13 protein-coding genes and 1 pseudogene are annotated in these 14,321 nt (G+C 74.0%); 11 read left to right on the forward strand and 3 right to left on the reverse strand.

The features are described from left to right. Positions 1-16: 16 nt before the first annotated feature. The 3 genes and pseudogenes from C569_RS34965 to C569_RS0106720 form a co-directional block, all read left to right on the forward strand. A pseudogene (locus C569_RS34965) lies at positions 17-154 on the forward strand (alcohol dehydrogenase catalytic domain-containing protein); the annotation flags it as partial. A gap of 364 nt (positions 155-518) precedes the next feature. Further along, complete coding sequence (locus C569_RS29885; protein WP_081635909.1) at positions 519-1,880, forward strand: glycosyltransferase 87 family protein; 1,362 nt, start codon at positions 519-521, stop codon at positions 1,878-1,880. A 121-nt stretch (positions 1,881-2,001) separates the two neighbouring features. Continuing rightward, positions 2,002-2,637, forward strand: coding sequence for a transcriptional regulator (locus C569_RS0106720; protein ID WP_196806685.1), 636 nt, complete (start codon positions 2,002-2,004; stop codon positions 2,635-2,637). Here the strand turns inward: C569_RS0106720 and C569_RS0106725 are convergent. Further along, entirely contained in the window at positions 2,634-3,200 is a 567-nt protein-coding gene (locus C569_RS0106725; RefSeq protein ID WP_018785028.1) for a TetR/AcrR family transcriptional regulator, read from the reverse strand. The two genes, C569_RS0106720 and C569_RS0106725, sit on opposite strands and share 4 nt — an antisense overlap. Before the next feature lie 54 nt (positions 3,201-3,254). Between C569_RS0106725 and C569_RS0106730 the strand changes: the two genes are divergently transcribed. From C569_RS0106730 to C569_RS0106740, 3 genes are all read left to right on the forward strand, one after another. Further along, complete coding sequence (locus C569_RS0106730) at positions 3,255-4,316, forward strand: FAD-dependent monooxygenase (protein ID WP_018785029.1); 1,062 nt, start codon at positions 3,255-3,257, stop codon at positions 4,314-4,316. Positions 4,317-4,436: 120 nt separating this feature from the next. After that, positions 4,437-6,002 carry an MFS transporter gene (locus tag C569_RS0106735; protein WP_026267788.1) on the forward strand — a complete coding sequence of 522 codons (1,566 nt, stop codon included), beginning with the start codon at positions 4,437-4,439 and terminating at the stop codon, positions 6,000-6,002. Between the two features lie 11 nt (positions 6,003-6,013). After that, the gene (locus C569_RS0106740) at positions 6,014-6,622 is read left to right on the forward strand and encodes a TetR/AcrR family transcriptional regulator (RefSeq protein WP_026267789.1); all 609 of its coding nucleotides are present in this window, start codon (positions 6,014-6,016) and stop codon (positions 6,620-6,622) included. 23 nt (positions 6,623-6,645) lie between these two features. On the opposite strand, the gene C569_RS0106745 is transcribed toward C569_RS0106740, so the two are convergent. Together C569_RS0106745 and C569_RS0106750 are read right to left on the reverse strand one after the other, a co-directional pair. Further along, entirely contained in the window at positions 6,646-8,565 is a 1,920-nt protein-coding gene (locus C569_RS0106745; RefSeq protein WP_018785032.1) for a helix-turn-helix domain-containing protein, read from the reverse strand. A gap of 14 nt (positions 8,566-8,579) precedes the next feature. Then, positions 8,580-9,362: a 3-hydroxybutyrate dehydrogenase gene (locus C569_RS0106750; RefSeq protein ID WP_026267791.1), complete on the reverse strand. Its 783-nt coding sequence runs from the start codon at positions 9,360-9,362 to the stop codon at positions 8,580-8,582. 183 nt (positions 9,363-9,545) lie between these two features. Between C569_RS0106750 and ruvC the strand changes: the two genes are divergently transcribed. The 5 genes from ruvC to secD all read left to right on the forward strand — a co-directional run bounded on the left by ruvC (position 9,546) and on the right by secD (position 14,320). After that, the gene (ruvC, locus tag C569_RS0106755; protein WP_018785034.1) at positions 9,546-10,073 is read left to right on the forward strand and encodes a crossover junction endodeoxyribonuclease RuvC; all 528 of its coding nucleotides are present in this window, start codon (positions 9,546-9,548) and stop codon (positions 10,071-10,073) included. Continuing rightward, a complete protein-coding gene (gene ruvA, locus C569_RS0106760; RefSeq protein ID WP_018785035.1) occupies positions 10,070-10,672 on the forward strand; it encodes a Holliday junction branch migration protein RuvA in 603 nt (200 codons plus the stop codon). Before ruvC ends, ruvA begins: the two co-directional genes overlap by 4 nt. Further along, positions 10,669-11,733, forward strand: a complete 1,065-nt coding sequence (gene ruvB, locus C569_RS0106765) for a Holliday junction branch migration DNA helicase RuvB (RefSeq protein WP_018785036.1) — start codon at positions 10,669-10,671, stop codon at positions 11,731-11,733. Before ruvA ends, ruvB begins: the two co-directional genes overlap by 4 nt. Positions 11,734-11,873: 140 nt before the next feature. Next, on the forward strand, positions 11,874-12,218 hold the full coding sequence (yajC, locus tag C569_RS0106770; RefSeq protein ID WP_036345294.1) for a preprotein translocase subunit YajC: 345 nt from the start codon (positions 11,874-11,876) through the stop codon (positions 12,216-12,218). A 224-nt stretch (positions 12,219-12,442) separates the two neighbouring features. Continuing rightward, positions 12,443-14,320 carry a protein translocase subunit SecD gene (gene secD, locus C569_RS0106775; protein ID WP_026267792.1) on the forward strand — a complete coding sequence of 626 codons (1,878 nt, stop codon included), beginning with the start codon at positions 12,443-12,445 and terminating at the stop codon, positions 14,318-14,320. The last annotated feature ends 1 nt before the right edge of the window (position 14,321 follow it).

A 14,321-nucleotide genomic window follows, 5' to 3' on the forward strand; every position in this document is an offset into this window, starting at 1 on the left:
TCTCGTCGTGCCCTCGAAGATCCGCGCCGCCGGCATCTGCCACTCCGACCTGGCCATGGTGGACGGCACGCTGGCGCCCGCGTACCCGCTGGTGCTGGGGCACGAGGCGACGGGCGTGGTGGCCGAGGCCGGGCCCGGTGCGACGCTCGCGGCCGTGCTGCGCTCCTCGGTGTACGGCTCGACCGACCCCGACCGGGAGGTGCCGGAGTTGGCCGCCGCGCTCGCTGCCGGTGACCTGGACCTGGCGCCGCTGGTGAGCGGCACGGTGTCGCTGTCCGAGGCGCCCGCGGCCCTGGACCGGCTGGCAGAGGCCATCGGGCTGGTCACCGGCGGCATCTTCGTCCTCGTCGTGCTGCTGTTCCGCCCGGGTGTCGGGGGCACGGTCACCTGGCCCTCTGCGGGGCGGCGGCCCGCCGGGACCGGTTCGGCTGATCCGGCGTACGCGGGCGGCACCGCGACGAGGGTGGCGCGCCGGTACCCCCCCGCATGACGCGGAGCGACGCTATGATCCCCGACTCATGACCGTTTCTCGCCTTCGTGCGCTCGCCGCCACGGTCCCCGCCGGCCGTCCGGCGCCACGACCGGTCACGCTGCCGTCCTGGTTGCTCCTGCCCGGTCTGCTGGCACTGGCCGGGTCCCTCACCGCGTATGCCGTCTTCCTGGATCACGACCCGCTGCGCGGCACGGACCTGTGGATGTACGTCGGTGGCGCGCGGGCCTTCCTGGACGGCGAGCCGGTCTACCGGCTGGGTTACACGACGCTGAACCTGCCCTACACCTATCCGCCGATCACCCTGCCGCTCATGACGCCCCTGACGCTGCTCGACGATCGGGTGGCCCTGTACGTGTGGACCGTGGGGGGCCTGCTGGCGATGCTCGCGGCACTGTGGTTCACCACCCGGATGCTCGGGTACCGGGGCGCTGCCGGTCGGCTCGGCCTCGCCGCGGCGGTGCTCGCCGTCCTCGTGTGGAGCGAGCCGCTGCACCGCACCTTCTTTCTCGGTCAGATCAACATCTTCGTCCTGCTGCTGGTGGTGGCGGACCTGGCGCGGCCGGACCGGAGCCGGTTCAAGGGTGTCGGCATCGGCGTCGCCACCTCGATCAAGCTGCTTCCGGGCCTGTTCGTGGTCTACCTGCTGCTGACCCGCCGGATCCGGGCCGCCGTGGTGGCCGGGGCGACGTTCGCCGGGCTCACCGTGCTGGGCGCGATCATCCAGCCGGGCGGTTCGTACGACTACTGGATCGACGGCCGCGGGTTCGACTCGTCCCGGCCGCTCGCGACCTCCGGCCCGCGGTACGTCGGCAACCAGTCCCTCCAGGGTTTCGTGGCACGAGTGCTCGGCAGCGACGAACTGAACAGCGGGTCGTGGCTGCTGGCCGCGGTGCTCGCCGGGGTGGCCGGCCTGGCGCTCGCTGTCGCGCTGCACCGGCTGGGTGAGGAGGCGGCCGCGATGGTGATGGTCGGTTTCACCACGCTCGCCGTCTCCCCGGTGAGCTGGTCGCACTACTGGATCTGGGCCGGCCCGATGGCGCTGGTCCTGATCGATCTGGCGCGGCGTGCCCGCGGTCCGGCCCGGGTGCCCGCAGCCGCCCTCGCGGTGGCCGCCGTGCTGCCGTTCCTGCTGTGGCCCGGCCCCGACCGCACCGGCGCGACGGTCCCCCGCGGGCTGATCTGGAGCTCGGGCCATATGGAGGGGACGGCGAAGTCGCTGGCGGCCGACGCGTACCTGCTGACAACGCTCGCCCTGGGTCTGATCGCGGTGGCGTGGCTGCTGCTGCGCCGCCGGCCCGTCGCCGCAACGGAGCCCGGGCCGGTGAAGCCCCTACCGACGCAACCCGCTCCGGCTGAGCGCGAGCCGGTGGAGCGCGAGCCGGTGTGATCCGCCCCACCGGCCCGGTGCGGGATCGCATCCCGGCCGGACCGGTTCGGCCCGAGCGCATCCAAACCGCACCGCCGCGCCGAACCCCGGGTAGTGACCGTCTACCCGGGAGGTGCTTCTGGTGGTGTCCGAGGCGATGCCGGGCGACGCCGTCGAGGACGTCCGCAAGCACCTCACGCTCGCCGCGGAGGACCTGGACGGCAACCGGGTCGCGGCGCTGGTCGTCGAGGCCGCGGGCCGGTGGGGCGTGACCGCGCTGTGGGAACGGGTCTGCGCGCCGATGTTGGCCGCGCTGCCCGGGCGCAGCGCCGTCGAGGTGGCGGTGGAGCACGCGTTCTCCGAGGGGATCCGGTCCGGCCTGGACGCACTGCTGCGGGAGCCGGGGCGGACGTCGCCGGGCGGGGGCATCCTGCTGGCCGCGGCGGAACAGGAACTGCACTGTCTCGGCCTGCACGCGCTCGCCGCCGCGCTGCGGGAAGCGAACCTGGGCAGCCTGTTGCTGGGCGCCGCCCTGCCCTGGCCCGCGCTGGCCAGCGCGGTGCGCCGTAGCAGGCCGCACACGGTTGTGGTGTGGTCGCAGACCCCGGTGACCGGACGGGCGTACCGGATGGCCCGGTTCGCGCGGGAGTTCCCGTCGGTGTGGGTGCACAGCGCCGGACCGGGCTGGATCATGCCGCCCGCCGGGCACCTGACGAGCCTGTCCGACGCGCTCGGCACCTGTCGTGAGGCGGCCGGCCGCCGCGCCGGTCGGACCTAGGCGGACGGGCCGGCGCGGAAGCCGTGCAGCAGCGCGGCGACGGCGGCTTCCGGGTCGACGTCGTCGTCCGGAGACACGAGCTGAATGCCCAGCAGGCCGTCGATGAGTGCCAGCAGCATCGGGAAGTGGGCCGCCGGGTCGGTCGAGCCGAGCGTGGCCAGAAGCGGCTCCCCCAAGCCGGCCAGTCGTGCCCGGGCGGCGTCGATCGCCGGGCGCAGGCCGGGCCGTACGGCCGCCTCGACGAACAGCGCGTACCGGGCCAGCGTGACCACCCGCTGCTTGCCGGTGAACTCCCGGATCAGCCGGCCGACGACGGCGGCGAACGCGGCCACGTCGCCCGGTGCCAGGTCCACGGCGAGCCGCTGCCAGGCTGCGGTCTCCACCTCGACCAGCCGCTCGAAGACGCCGGCGACCAGCGCCTCCCGGGTGCGGAACCGATTGGAGGCGGAGCCCTCGGGCAGTCCCGCCTCCGCGTCCACGGCCCGGTGGGTGAGCTGCCGTGTTCCCCGGGTGCCGAGCACCCGGACGGCCGCGTCGAGCAGGAGCTGCCGGCGATCGGTCACCCGGCCAGACTACAGGCGTAGTGCAGTTAACTACACCTGTAGTACGGTGACGGCGTGGGCGGACACGCGGTCGTGGTCGGGGGCGGGATCGGCGGGCTCGCGGTGGGCATCGGCCTGCGCGCGGCGGGCTGGGAGGTGACGGTCCGGGAACGGTCCGCGGCGTTGCCGCAGACCGGCACCGGGCTCGGCATCTGGCCCGAAGCGATGCGTGCCCTGGACGCGCTCGGCGTCGGCGACGAGGTGCGCCGCCGGGGCAGCCGCCAGGCCGGCGGGTCGATCCGGCGCCCGGACGGCAGCCGGATCGCCACCATCGACGTCGACCGGCTGGAACGCCGGCACGGCGAGCCGGTGCACCTGGTCACCCGGCCGGTGCTGCTCGCCGTCCTGGCCGGCGCGCTGCCCGGCCCGGCGCTGCGCCTCGGCGAGCCGGTGACCGACCCGCTGCCGCTGCGCGACGCGTACGACCTGGTGGTGGGCGCGGACGGGATCAACAGCGTGGTGCGCGCGCAGATGTACGGCGGGCGGTACCCGTTGCGCTACGCGGGCGCGGTGGCCTGGCGCGGTGTGGTCGACCTGGATCTGACCGAGGGCGGCGAGACCTGGGGGCGGGGGCGCAAGTTCGGGCTGACCCCGGCCGGGCCGGGCCGCACCAACTGGTACGCCGCGGTGCGGCTGCCCGAGGGGCACCCGGCGCCGCCCGACGACCGGGACGAGCTGCGGCGCCTCTTCGGCGACTGGCACCGGCCGGTGCCGCAGGTGCTCGACGCGCTCACCGGAGAGGGGATCCTGCGGCACGAGATCCACGACCTGACGCCGCTGCCGTCGTACGTGTCCGGCCGGACGGCGCTGCTCGGGGACGCCGCGCACGCGATGACACCGGATCTCGGGCAGGGTGCCTGCCAGGCGCTGATCGACGCGGTCACGCTCGCCGACTGCCTGCGCGGCACCGGCGACGTGCCGGCCGGGCTGCGCGCGTACGACGGGCGACGCCGGCGGCCCACGCAGCGGATCGCGGCGGGCGCGCGGTGGGCGGGGCGGCTGGCCGGCGTGCGGCGGCTGCTGCCGGTGCGGGACGCGCTGCTGCGGCTGGCGCTGGCCGCCGGACCGCCGGCGTGACCTGAGACACATCCGATACGAACCCGTTCCGTATCGAAACCCTCTCACCTACGCTCGGTTCCGTTACGAGTCTTACCCGTATCGTATTCCGACGCGGGGTGAACCGGGGGGAGCACGGACGTGGAACCACACGGGAACACCGGACATCCGAGGAGGTGGGCGATCCTCGGGGTGCTGGTGATCAGCCTCCTCGTCGTCGTCCTCGACAACACCATCCTCAACGTCGCGTTGCGCACCCTGGCCGACCCGGTGCACGGCCTCGGCGCCACCCAGGGCGAGCTGGAATGGGCGATCAACTCCTACACGCTCGTCTTCGCCGCGCTGCTGTTCACCTTCGGCGTGCTCGGTGACCGGCTCGGCCGCCGCCGCTTCCTGATCCTCGGGCTGGCGGTGTTCGGCCTGTCCTCGCTGCTGTCCGCGTACGCCCAGGACCCGGGCCAGCTCATCGCGGCCCGTGCGCTGATGGGCGTCGGCGGCGCGGCGATCATGCCGGTGACGCTCTCGATCATCTCCATCGTCTTCGACCCGCGCGAGCGCGCCAAGGCGATCGGCGTCTGGGCCGGCGCGGTAGGCCTCGCGGTGGCGATCGGCCCGGTGCTCGGCGGTGCGCTGCTGGAGCACTTCTGGTGGGGTTCGGTCTTCCTGATCAACGTGCCGGTGGTGGCGCTCGGCGTGGTGCTCGTCGCGGCCCTGGTCCCCGAGTCCCGCGACCCCAGGCCGGGCCGGGTCGACCTGCTCGGCGTGCTGCTGTCGGTGGTCGGCCTGGTCGCGCTCACCTACGGCATCATCGACGGCGGCGAGCACGGCTTCGGCCGCCCGCAGGTGTGGGTGGCGGTGCTCGGCGGCCTCGCGGTGCTCGGCTGGTTCGTCGCCCACGAGCTGCGCAGCGACCACCCGTCGCTGGACGTGCGGCTGTTCCGGGTGCCCCGCTTCGCCGCCCCGGTGGCCCTGGTCGGGCTGGTCTTCTTCGCCGCCATGGGCGTGATGTTCTTCGGCGCGTTCTACCTCCAGCTCGTCCGCGGCTACAGCCCGCTGGAGAGCGGCCTGCTGTTCCTGCCGTTCGCCGCCGCCCAGCTCGTCTTCGCGCCGCGCAGCGCGGCGATGGTCCGCCGCTACGGCGGCCGGGCGGTCGCCGCCGTCGGGCTGCTGCTCACCACCGTGGCGCTCGCCGCGTTCGTCTTCATCGACGCGGACACCCCGATCTGGATCTTCTCGGCGCTGGGCTTCCTCCAGGGCGCCGGGATGGCGAACATCATGCCGCCGGCCACGGAGTCGATCATGTCCGCGCTGCCCCGGGAGAAGGCTGGCGTCGGTTCCGCGGTCAGCAACACGGTGCGCCAGGTGGCCGGCGCGCTCGGCGTGGCGGTGCTCGGTTCGGTGCTCTCCGCGGTCTACCGCGACCAGGTCGCCCCGGCGGTGGCGGCCCTGCCCGCCCCGGTGCGCGACGCCGCCCGCGAGTCGGTGTCCGGGGCGTACGCCGTCGCCGGCCGGCTCGGCCCCGACGCGCCGCGACTGATCGACGCGGCCAACGACTCGTTCGTCTCGGCCATGCACTGGGCGGCGGGCGTCTCCGCGGTGGTGGCCGCGCTCGGCATCGTGATCGTGCTGCGCTGGATGCCGGGCCGGCCGGTCGTCGCCCCCGACGCGCCGCCGGTCACCGACAGGGAGTTGGCCGGTACCGCGTAGGTTCGTGGACAATGTCTGACATGACTTCCACGGCGGATGCTCCGCGGTCGCCCGGGCGACCGCGGAGCACCCGCGCGGACGAGGCGATCGTCGACGCCACCCTCGACCTGCTGGCCGAGGGCAGCACCATAGAGTCGCTGTCCATCGAGGCGATCGCGGCCCGCGCCGGCGTCGGCAAGGCCACCATCTACCGCCGCTGGCCGGGCAAGGACGCGCTGCTGCTGGACGCCTTGCGCACGCTCAAGGGGCCCGCGCCGCACACCGCCGGGCACTCTGTCCGCGACGACCTGGTGCTGCTGGTCGGCGCCGTGGGTCAGCACGCCGACCCCCGGGTCCGCAAGATCATGCCGTGCCTGGTGCCGGAGGTGAACCGCAGCTCGGCCCACCGGCAGGCGTACGAGGCGATCATCGAGCCCCGGCGCGCGGCGATGCGCGAGGTGCTGCGCGGCGCGATCGACCGCGGCGAGCTGCGCGCCGATCTCGACATCGAGGTGACCATGTCGCTGCTCACCGCGCCGATGCTCACCCAGCGGATGCTGCGCTGGCACCCGGAGCGCGACGAGCGGATGCTGCCCGAGCGGATCGTGGACACGGTCCTGGACGGCCTGCGCACCCGCTGACCCGCGCCCGGGCCGGCGCGCGCTCAGCGGGCCGGCGTGCGCAACCGGTGCAGGCGCAGCGCGAGCTGCACCTCCAGCGCCCGCTCCGGCCGCTGCCAGTCCGTGCCGAGCAGCTGCCCGACCCGTTCCAGCCGCTGGGTCACCGTGTTCACGTGCACGTGCAGCTGCTCGGCGGCCCGGGCCAGGCTGCCGCCCACCCCGAAGTACGCCTCCAGCGTCTTCACCAGCGCGGTGCCCCGCCGGGCGTCGTAGTCCAGCACCGGCCCCACGGTGGTGGCGAGGAACCGGGCCACGTCCCGGTCCCCGGCGTCACCGACGGCGCCCAGCAGCAGCCCGACGAACCCCAGCTCGGCGGTGCTCGCCCCCTGCCCCGCCCGGCCCAGCGCGCCGAGCGCGGACAGGCAGCGCTCCGCCTCGGCGAACGTGACGGCCAGCGACGCCGGACCGGTCGACGGCCCGCTCGCCCCGGCGGTCACCGGGCGGCCGGTCACCCTCGACAGGTCCCGGGCCACCGCGCGGGCCGCGCCACCGGCGTCCTGACCCGGCAGCATCAGCACCACCCGCCCGTCGCGCGCCGCGGCCAGGCCGCCCCGGGCCGAGGCGTACGTGGTGGCCCAGGACAGCACCCGCTGCCGCGCCGAACCGGTCTCGGCGAACGCGTCGTCGCCGACCGCCACCAGCACGTGCGGGGCGTCCAGGTCCACCCCGATACGGCGGGCCCGTGCACGCAGCGCGTCGGTGTCACGCAGCGGCCGGGCGATCAGATCGTCCAGCAGCTCGCCGCGTACCCGCCCCTCCGCCTCGGCCACGGTCCGGCGGAACAGCAGCAGCAACGCGGTCACCAGCGCGGCGCGCTCCAGGATGCGCTGGTCCGCGTCGACCAGCTCGTCGTCCGGGCGCAGCACCAGCGCGCCCAGGTTCTCCGCACCCGCCACCACCGCGGCGTACCAGAGCGGGCCCCGGCGCACGCTGCGCCCCTCGGTACGGGACGCGGCGACCGCCTCCACGATGTCCGCCCGGTCCGGCTCCTCGATCTCGCCGACCCGGGCCAGCCGCCGGCCCTCGGCGTCCAGCGCCAGCAGCGCGCCGCCGAGCACCTCGGTGACCGCCGCCGCCACGTCCTCCATCCCGCCGCCGCGCACCACCAGTGCGGTCATCCGGTCGTGCGCCGCGGCGGCCCGCTCCACCGAGCTGCTGTGCGCCCGGATGGTGCGGTTCGCCGCGGACAGCTCCGCCAGCGCCGCCCGGGTCTCGGCCAGCAGCCGCGCGGTGTCGATCGCGACCGCCGCATGCGCCGCCAGCGACACCAGCAGCGACACCTCCTCGCGGGCGAACGGCCGGGCCGAGCGGTTCGCCGCGTACAGCACGCCGATCACGCTGGACCCGAGCCGCAGCGGCACGCCGAGGATGGCCACCAGGCCCTCCTCGCCCACCCCGCCGTCGATCTCGCCGGTGTGCCGGAACCGCTCGTCCTCCTGGTAGTTGGAGGTGACGTACGGGGTGCCGGTCTGCGCGACCAGCCCGCCGAGCCCGTCGCCCAGCTCCAGGCGCAGCCGCTGGAACCGGGCCGAGATCGAGCCGTCGGTGACCCGCATGTACGTGTCGCCGCGCTCGTCGTCGTTGAGTGTCATGTACGCCACGTCGGTGCCGAGCAGGATTCGCGCCCGGTGCACGATCGCGCGCAGCACGTCGTCCAGGTCGCGCAGCCCGGCCAGGTCGCTCGCGGTGTCGTACAGGCCGGACAGCTCGGTCTCCCGGCGGCGCCGGCGGGCCAGCAGCGCCCGTACCCGCAGCGCCACCACCTTCGCCTGCTCCAGCTCGGCGAGCCGTTCGGCGGGCAGGCCGGCGGCGCGCGCGGCCACCAGCGGGCCCTCGAACTCGACCGCGGCGGCCTCGCGCGCCAGCAGCTCCAGGAACTCGACCGGCGACGACATGACCGACATTGTGCGCGGGCCCACTAGTTCGCCGTCCAGCCCCCGTCGAGGGCGATCGAGGTGCCGGTGAGGAACGCGGCCGGCGGCGAGCACAGGTACGCCACCAGTTCGGCCACCTCCGCCGGCTCGATCAGCCGCTTGATCGCCGCCCGGGCCAGCATGATCTTCTCGACCACCTCGTCCTCGCCGATGCCGTGGGTGGCCGCCTGGTCGGCGATCTGGCTCTCCACCAGCGCGGTGCGCACGTACGCCGGGTTGATGCAGTTGGCCGTGACGCCGTGCGCGGCGCCCTCCAGCGCGACCACCTTGGACAGGCCCTCCAGTGCGTGCTTGGCCGAGACGTACGCGGCCTTGAACGGCGAGGCGCGCAGCCCGTGCACCGAGGAGATGTTCACGACCCGGCCCCAGCCGTTCGCGTACATCCGGGGCAGCGCGCGGCGGATCAGCAGGAACGGCGCCTCCACCATCACCCGCTGGATGTACTCGAAGCGCTCGACCGGGAAGTCCTGCACCGGCGCGACGTGCTGCAGCCCGGCGTTGTTGACCACGATGTCGGCGTCGGCGTCGAGCCGGTCCACCGCCGCCGGGTCGGCCAGGTCGATCCCGACCGCCCGGCCGCCGGCCTCGGCGGCCACCTTCTCGGCTGCCGCCACGTCGCGGTCCAGCACCACGACCGTCGCGCCGGCCGCCGCCAGGCGCAGGGCACAGGCCCGCCCGATGCCGCCGCCACCACCTGTGACCAGCGCGGTGCGACCGGTCAGGTCGACGTGTACGACGTGGGGGACCGCCACGGGTTCTGCCGTCATGGCGCATGAACGTACGAGCCGGGTGCCCCCTGGCACATGGGGCGGCGACACATACTCCACCGCCTGCGTGTGTGGTGCGCCGCGTCACGGCCGCGCCCGGCGTGTCCGGCCGCCCCGCTCCCGGCGGGCACCAGTAGGGTGTGTCGAACACACGTACTGCTGGCGGCTCGGGGAGGAGGCGGCGTGCGCGTGCTGGGCGTCGACCCGGGCCTGACCCGGTGCGGGGTCGGCGTGGTCGAGGGCAGGCCCGGCCGTCCCTGTGCGCTCGTGGCCTACTACGTGGTCTACACCGACCCCGAGGACGACCTGGCGCTGCGCCTGCTGCACCTGGACCGCTCACTCGGCGACCTGGTCTCCGAGCACCGGCCGGACGCGGTCGCGGTGGAGCGCGTGTTCAGCCAGCACAACGTCCGCACCGTGATGGGCACCGCGCAGGCCAGCGGCGTCGCGGTGCTCGCCGGGGCCCGGGCCGGACTGCCGGTGACGACGTACACGCCGAGCGAGGTCAAGGCCGCGGTGACCGGCTCGGGGCAGGCGGACAAGAAGCAGATGACCACCATGGTCACCCGGCTGCTGCGGTTGCCCGAGCCGCCGAAGCCGGCGGACGCCGCCGACGCCCTGGCACTGGCCATCTGTCACGTGTGGCGCGGCGGCACCCGGTCCAAGCTGGCCGAGGCAGCGCAACGGGCCCGACGAGGAGGGACGCGATGATCGCGAGCGTACGCGGCACGGTGACCGCCACCGGCCCGGATCACGCGGTGGTGGAGGTGGGCGGCGTCGGCCTGGCCGTGCAGTGCGCCCCCGGCACGCTCGCCGACCTGCGCGTGGGCCAGCCGGCCCGGCTCGCGACCAGCCTGGTGGTCCGGGAGGACTCGCTCACCCTCTACGGCTTCGCCGACGACGACGCCAAGCAGTTGTTCGAGCTGCTGCAGACCGCCAGCGGCGTCGGTCCCCGGCTGGCTCAGGCGGTGCTCGCGGTGCACACGCCGGACGCGGTCCGCAAGGCCATCGCCAACGCGGACACCGCGGCGCTGACCCGGGTGCCCGGCATCGGCAAGAAGGGCGCCGAGCGGCTGGTGCTGGAACTGCGCGACCGGGTCGGCCCGGTGCCGGTGGGCGCCGACGGCGCGGCCGGGGTGACCGCCGGCGCCTGGCCGGACCAGGTCCGCCAGGCGCTGGTCGGGCTCGGCTGGTCGGCGGCCCAGGCCGAGCAGGCGGTGGCCGCGGTGGCGGAGACCGTGGACGGTGCGACCCCGCCGGTGCCGGTGCTGCTCAAGCAGGCCATCCGTCTCCTGGGTCGCAGCCGATGAGCGGGGAGAACCTGGTCTCGGCGTACGTCGACGACGGCGAGCTGGACGCGGAGGCCAGCGTCCGGCCGAAGCGGCTCGACGAGTTCATCGCTCAGCACCGCGTCCGCGACCAGCTCGACCTGCTGTTGCAGGGCGCGATGCGGCGCGGCTCCCCGCCGGACCACATCCTGCTGTCCGGTCCGCCCGGCCTCGGCAAGACGACCTTGGCCAACATCGTCGCCGCCGAGCTGGGCACCGGGATCCGGGTGACCAGCGGCCCGGCCATCGAGCGGTCCGGCGACCTGGCCGCGATCCTGACCAGCCTCGCCGAGGGCGACGTGCTGTTCATCGACGAGATCCACCGGATCGCCAAACCGGCCGAGGAACTGCTCTACAGCGCCATGGAGGACTTCCGGGTCGACGTGGTGGTGGGCAAGGGGCCGGGCGCCACCGCCATCCCGCTCGACGTGGAGCCGTTCACGCTTGTCGGCGCCACCACCCGGTCCGGCCTGCTGACCGGCCCGATGCGCGATCGGTTCGGCTTCGTCGCGCACCTCGACTTCTACGCGCCGGCCGACCTGGAGGCGCTGCTGCACCGGTCGGCCCGGATCCTCGGCGTGCCGATCACCGCCGACGGCGCGGCGGAGATCGCCGGCCGGTCCCGGGGCACTCCGCGGATCGCCAACCGGCTGCTGCGCCGGGTCCGCGACTACGCCGAGGTACGCGCCGACGGCGTGGTCACGCTGGAGACCGCGCAGGCCGCGCTGACCGTCTACGACGTGGACGCGCTCGGCCTGGACCGGCTCGACCGGGCGGTGCTGACCGCGCTCGTCGACTCGTTCCGGGGCGGCCCGGTGGGCCTGTCCACCCTCGCGGTGGCGGTCGGCGAACAGCCGGACACGGTCGAGGAGGTCTGCGAGCCGTTCCTGGTGCGGGCCGGGCTGCTGGCCCGTACCCCGCGCGGGCGGGTGGCGACCGAGGCCGCCTGGCGGCACCTGGGGCGGACGCCACCGAATGGTACATTTGGCGCAGAAGCGCCTCCGGGGCCCGATCTCTTCTCGGTGCAGACCGATCAGCCGTGATCCGTTCGTGATCTGTGCCGCATTCGGTCTTCTCAGGAGCAGGGACTAGACTTCGCCGCGGTTTGTACAGGACGTGAGAATCCGCTTCCGCTGCGGTGCCCCCGGGTGCCGGGACGGAGGCCAACCGGAAGGTCTACACCGTGCTTTACGCAGCAGCGAGTGGCGGGGGAGCCGGCAGTCTGACGCCGATCCTCATGATCGCTCTGCTTTTCGTCGTCATGTACTTCATGATGATCCGTCCGCAGCAGAAGCGCCGCCGCGAGGCGGAGCAGATGCAGTCCGCCCTCGCCCCGGGCGACGAGGTGGTCACCATCGGCGGCCTGCACGGCACCGTCACCGCGGTCGAGGACGAGACGGTCCTGCTGGAGGTCGCCCCGGGCGTGCAGACCCGGTACGCCCGCCCCGCCGTCGCGCGGGTGATCAAGCGCGCCGAGGCGCCGGCGGCCGAGACGATCACCGAGGAAGCCGAGCCGGTCAAGGAGTGACCACCCGTCCCGGACGGGGCAGCGGATTCATCAGCACAAGTGGATAGTTGGGGTCGGCGCGCGGCGCCGGCATCCGGCCGGGCCGTGCGGCGCCCCCGCGCCGCGCTCCAGCCGGCGTGCCGTCCTCCGGTGCCGACCTGCCGGAGCAGTCGGGCGGACACCCCCGGCCCGACAGTTGTCGCCGCCGTGGAAACGGCGCGACCGTACAGGGAGACAGGACAGCCGTGGCACCACCTCAGGGACAGATGCGGCCCGGACGGCAGCTCGCCGTGCTTGGGCTCATCTTCGTCGTCCTCTATCTTTTGGTGTTCTTCTCGGGCGGCGCCAGCGGCGGCTGGAAGGACCGGTTGGAGCCCCGGCTCGGCCTGGACCTCGTCGGCGGCACCCGGCTGACGCTCGAGGCCACCAACACCGTGGACGGCAGGCCCCCGACCGCCGACAACCTCGAGGAGGCCCGCCAGATCATCGAGAGCCGGGTCAACGCCTACGGCGTGGCCGAGGCCGAGGTGGTCACCGAGGGCAACCGCAACATCGTCATCTCCCTGCCCGGCCAGAACCGGGATCTGACGGACGTCGGTGAGGCTGCCGAGCTGCGCTTCCGCAAGGTGCTCAAGGCCACCGACGGCAGCGGTGCCGTGGCCGCGCCCGCGCCGACCCCGAGCGCCACCCCGTCCGGTACCGCCAGCCCGGCGCCGTCGGACAGCCCCAAGGTCAGCGCGTCGCCGAGTGCGGGCGGACAGGGCGGCATGGCTCCGGCGTCGCCCTCGGCCTCGCCGAGCGCCAGCGCCCCCGCGTCCCCGTCCGCCTCGCCGAGCGCCAGCGCCGAGCCGGTGCCGCAGAGCATCGAGCAGCAGCGCAAGGCCGTCGAGCAGAAGGTCGGCGCGGCCGCCTGGGCCGCCGCCTCGGGCCTGCAGGCCCCGGCGGACCTGACCGCCGACCCGTCGCTGGCCGACAAGCTCAAGCCGTTCGGCACGCTCTCCCCGCAGGAGGTCGCGGTCCTGCCGGTGGAGATGCAGTTCAACGTCCCGACCATCACCTGCGCCCAGCTCGACAAGCGGCCCGCCGCCTCGATTAAGGACGAGAAGCAGAAGGCGGTGGCCTGCGAGACCGGCGCGAAGTACCTGCTGGACGTGGCCAAGGTGCTCGGCACCGACGTCAAGAACGCCTCCGCGCAGCTCGACCAGACCAGCTCCTGGGTGGTCAGCCTCAACTTCACCGGTGACGGCCAGGAGAAGTGGACCGCGCTGACCCGCGAGGCGTTCAACAACGAGGGCCAGGCCTGCGACCAGACCGCGCTCGGCCAGGACGGCAAGTGCCGGGTCGCCGTGGTGCTGGACAACGAGATCGTCTCGTCCCCGGAGATCCAGGGCGTGCTGACCGGTGACTCGCAGATCACCGGCAGCTTCGACAACAAGGCCGCGAACGCACTCGCCAGCCAGCTCCGCTACGGCGCGCTGCCGGTGACGTTCGAGCCGCAGGAGCAGCAGAACGTGACCGCCACGCTCGGCGACAGCCACCTCAAGGCGGGTCTGCTGGCCGCCGGCATCGGCATGCTGCTGGTCATCATCTACTCGTTCTTCTACTACCGGCTGCTCGGCTCGGTCATCTTCCTGAGCCTGGTGCTCTCCGCACTGCTCGTCTTCGGCGCGCTGGTGGTGCTCGGCCGGTCGATCGGCTTCACGCTCACGCTCGCCGGCATCGCCGGCATGATCGTTTCGCTGGGCGTCGCGGCGGACTCGTTCGTCATCTACTTCGAACGATTGAAGGACGAGATCCGGGAGGGCCGCAGCCCACGGAGCGCGGTGCCGCGCGCCTGGATCCGGGCCCGCCGGACGATCATCTCGGCCAACGCGATCACGCTGATGTCGGCAGTGGTGCTCTACATCGTGTCGGTCGGCGCGGTGAAGGGCTTCGCCTTCGCGCTCGGCCTGGCCACAGTGCTGGACCTGGTCGTCGTGTTCCTCTTCCGCCACCCGATCATGACGATGTTCGCCCGCACCCGGGCGTTCCTGTCGCCGCGGGTCAGCGGTCTGGGCCGGGCGCTGCCGGCCCGGTCGGCCGAGCCGGGCACCGCCCGCAACCCGCGTGTGAAGGAGGCCTGAG

Source organism: Micromonospora sp. CNB394 (genome assembly GCF_000374985.1).
GTDB classification, from domain to species: domain Bacteria; phylum Actinomycetota; class Actinomycetes; order Mycobacteriales; family Micromonosporaceae; genus Micromonospora; species Micromonospora marina.

What these genes read in the sequence shown, in the direction of transcription:
- C569_RS29885 (WP_081635909.1), top strand. Translation starts at nt 519, where the DNA reads ATGACCGTTTCTCGCCTTCGTGCGCTCGCCGCCACGGTCCCCGCCGGC.
- C569_RS0106740 (WP_026267789.1), top strand. Translation starts at nt 6,014, where the DNA reads ATGTCTGACATGACTTCCACGGCGGATGCTCCGCGGTCGCCCGGGCGA.
- C569_RS0106745 (WP_018785032.1), bottom strand. Translation starts at nt 8,565, where the DNA reads ATGTCGGTCATGTCGTCGCCGGTCGAGTTCCTGGAGCTGCTGGCGCGC.
- C569_RS0106750 (WP_026267791.1), bottom strand. Translation starts at nt 9,362, where the DNA reads ATGACGGCAGAACCCGTGGCGGTCCCCCACGTCGTACACGTCGACCTG.
- ruvA (WP_018785035.1), top strand. Translation starts at nt 10,070, where the DNA reads ATGATCGCGAGCGTACGCGGCACGGTGACCGCCACCGGCCCGGATCAC.
- ruvB (WP_018785036.1), top strand. Translation starts at nt 10,669, where the DNA reads ATGAGCGGGGAGAACCTGGTCTCGGCGTACGTCGACGACGGCGAGCTG.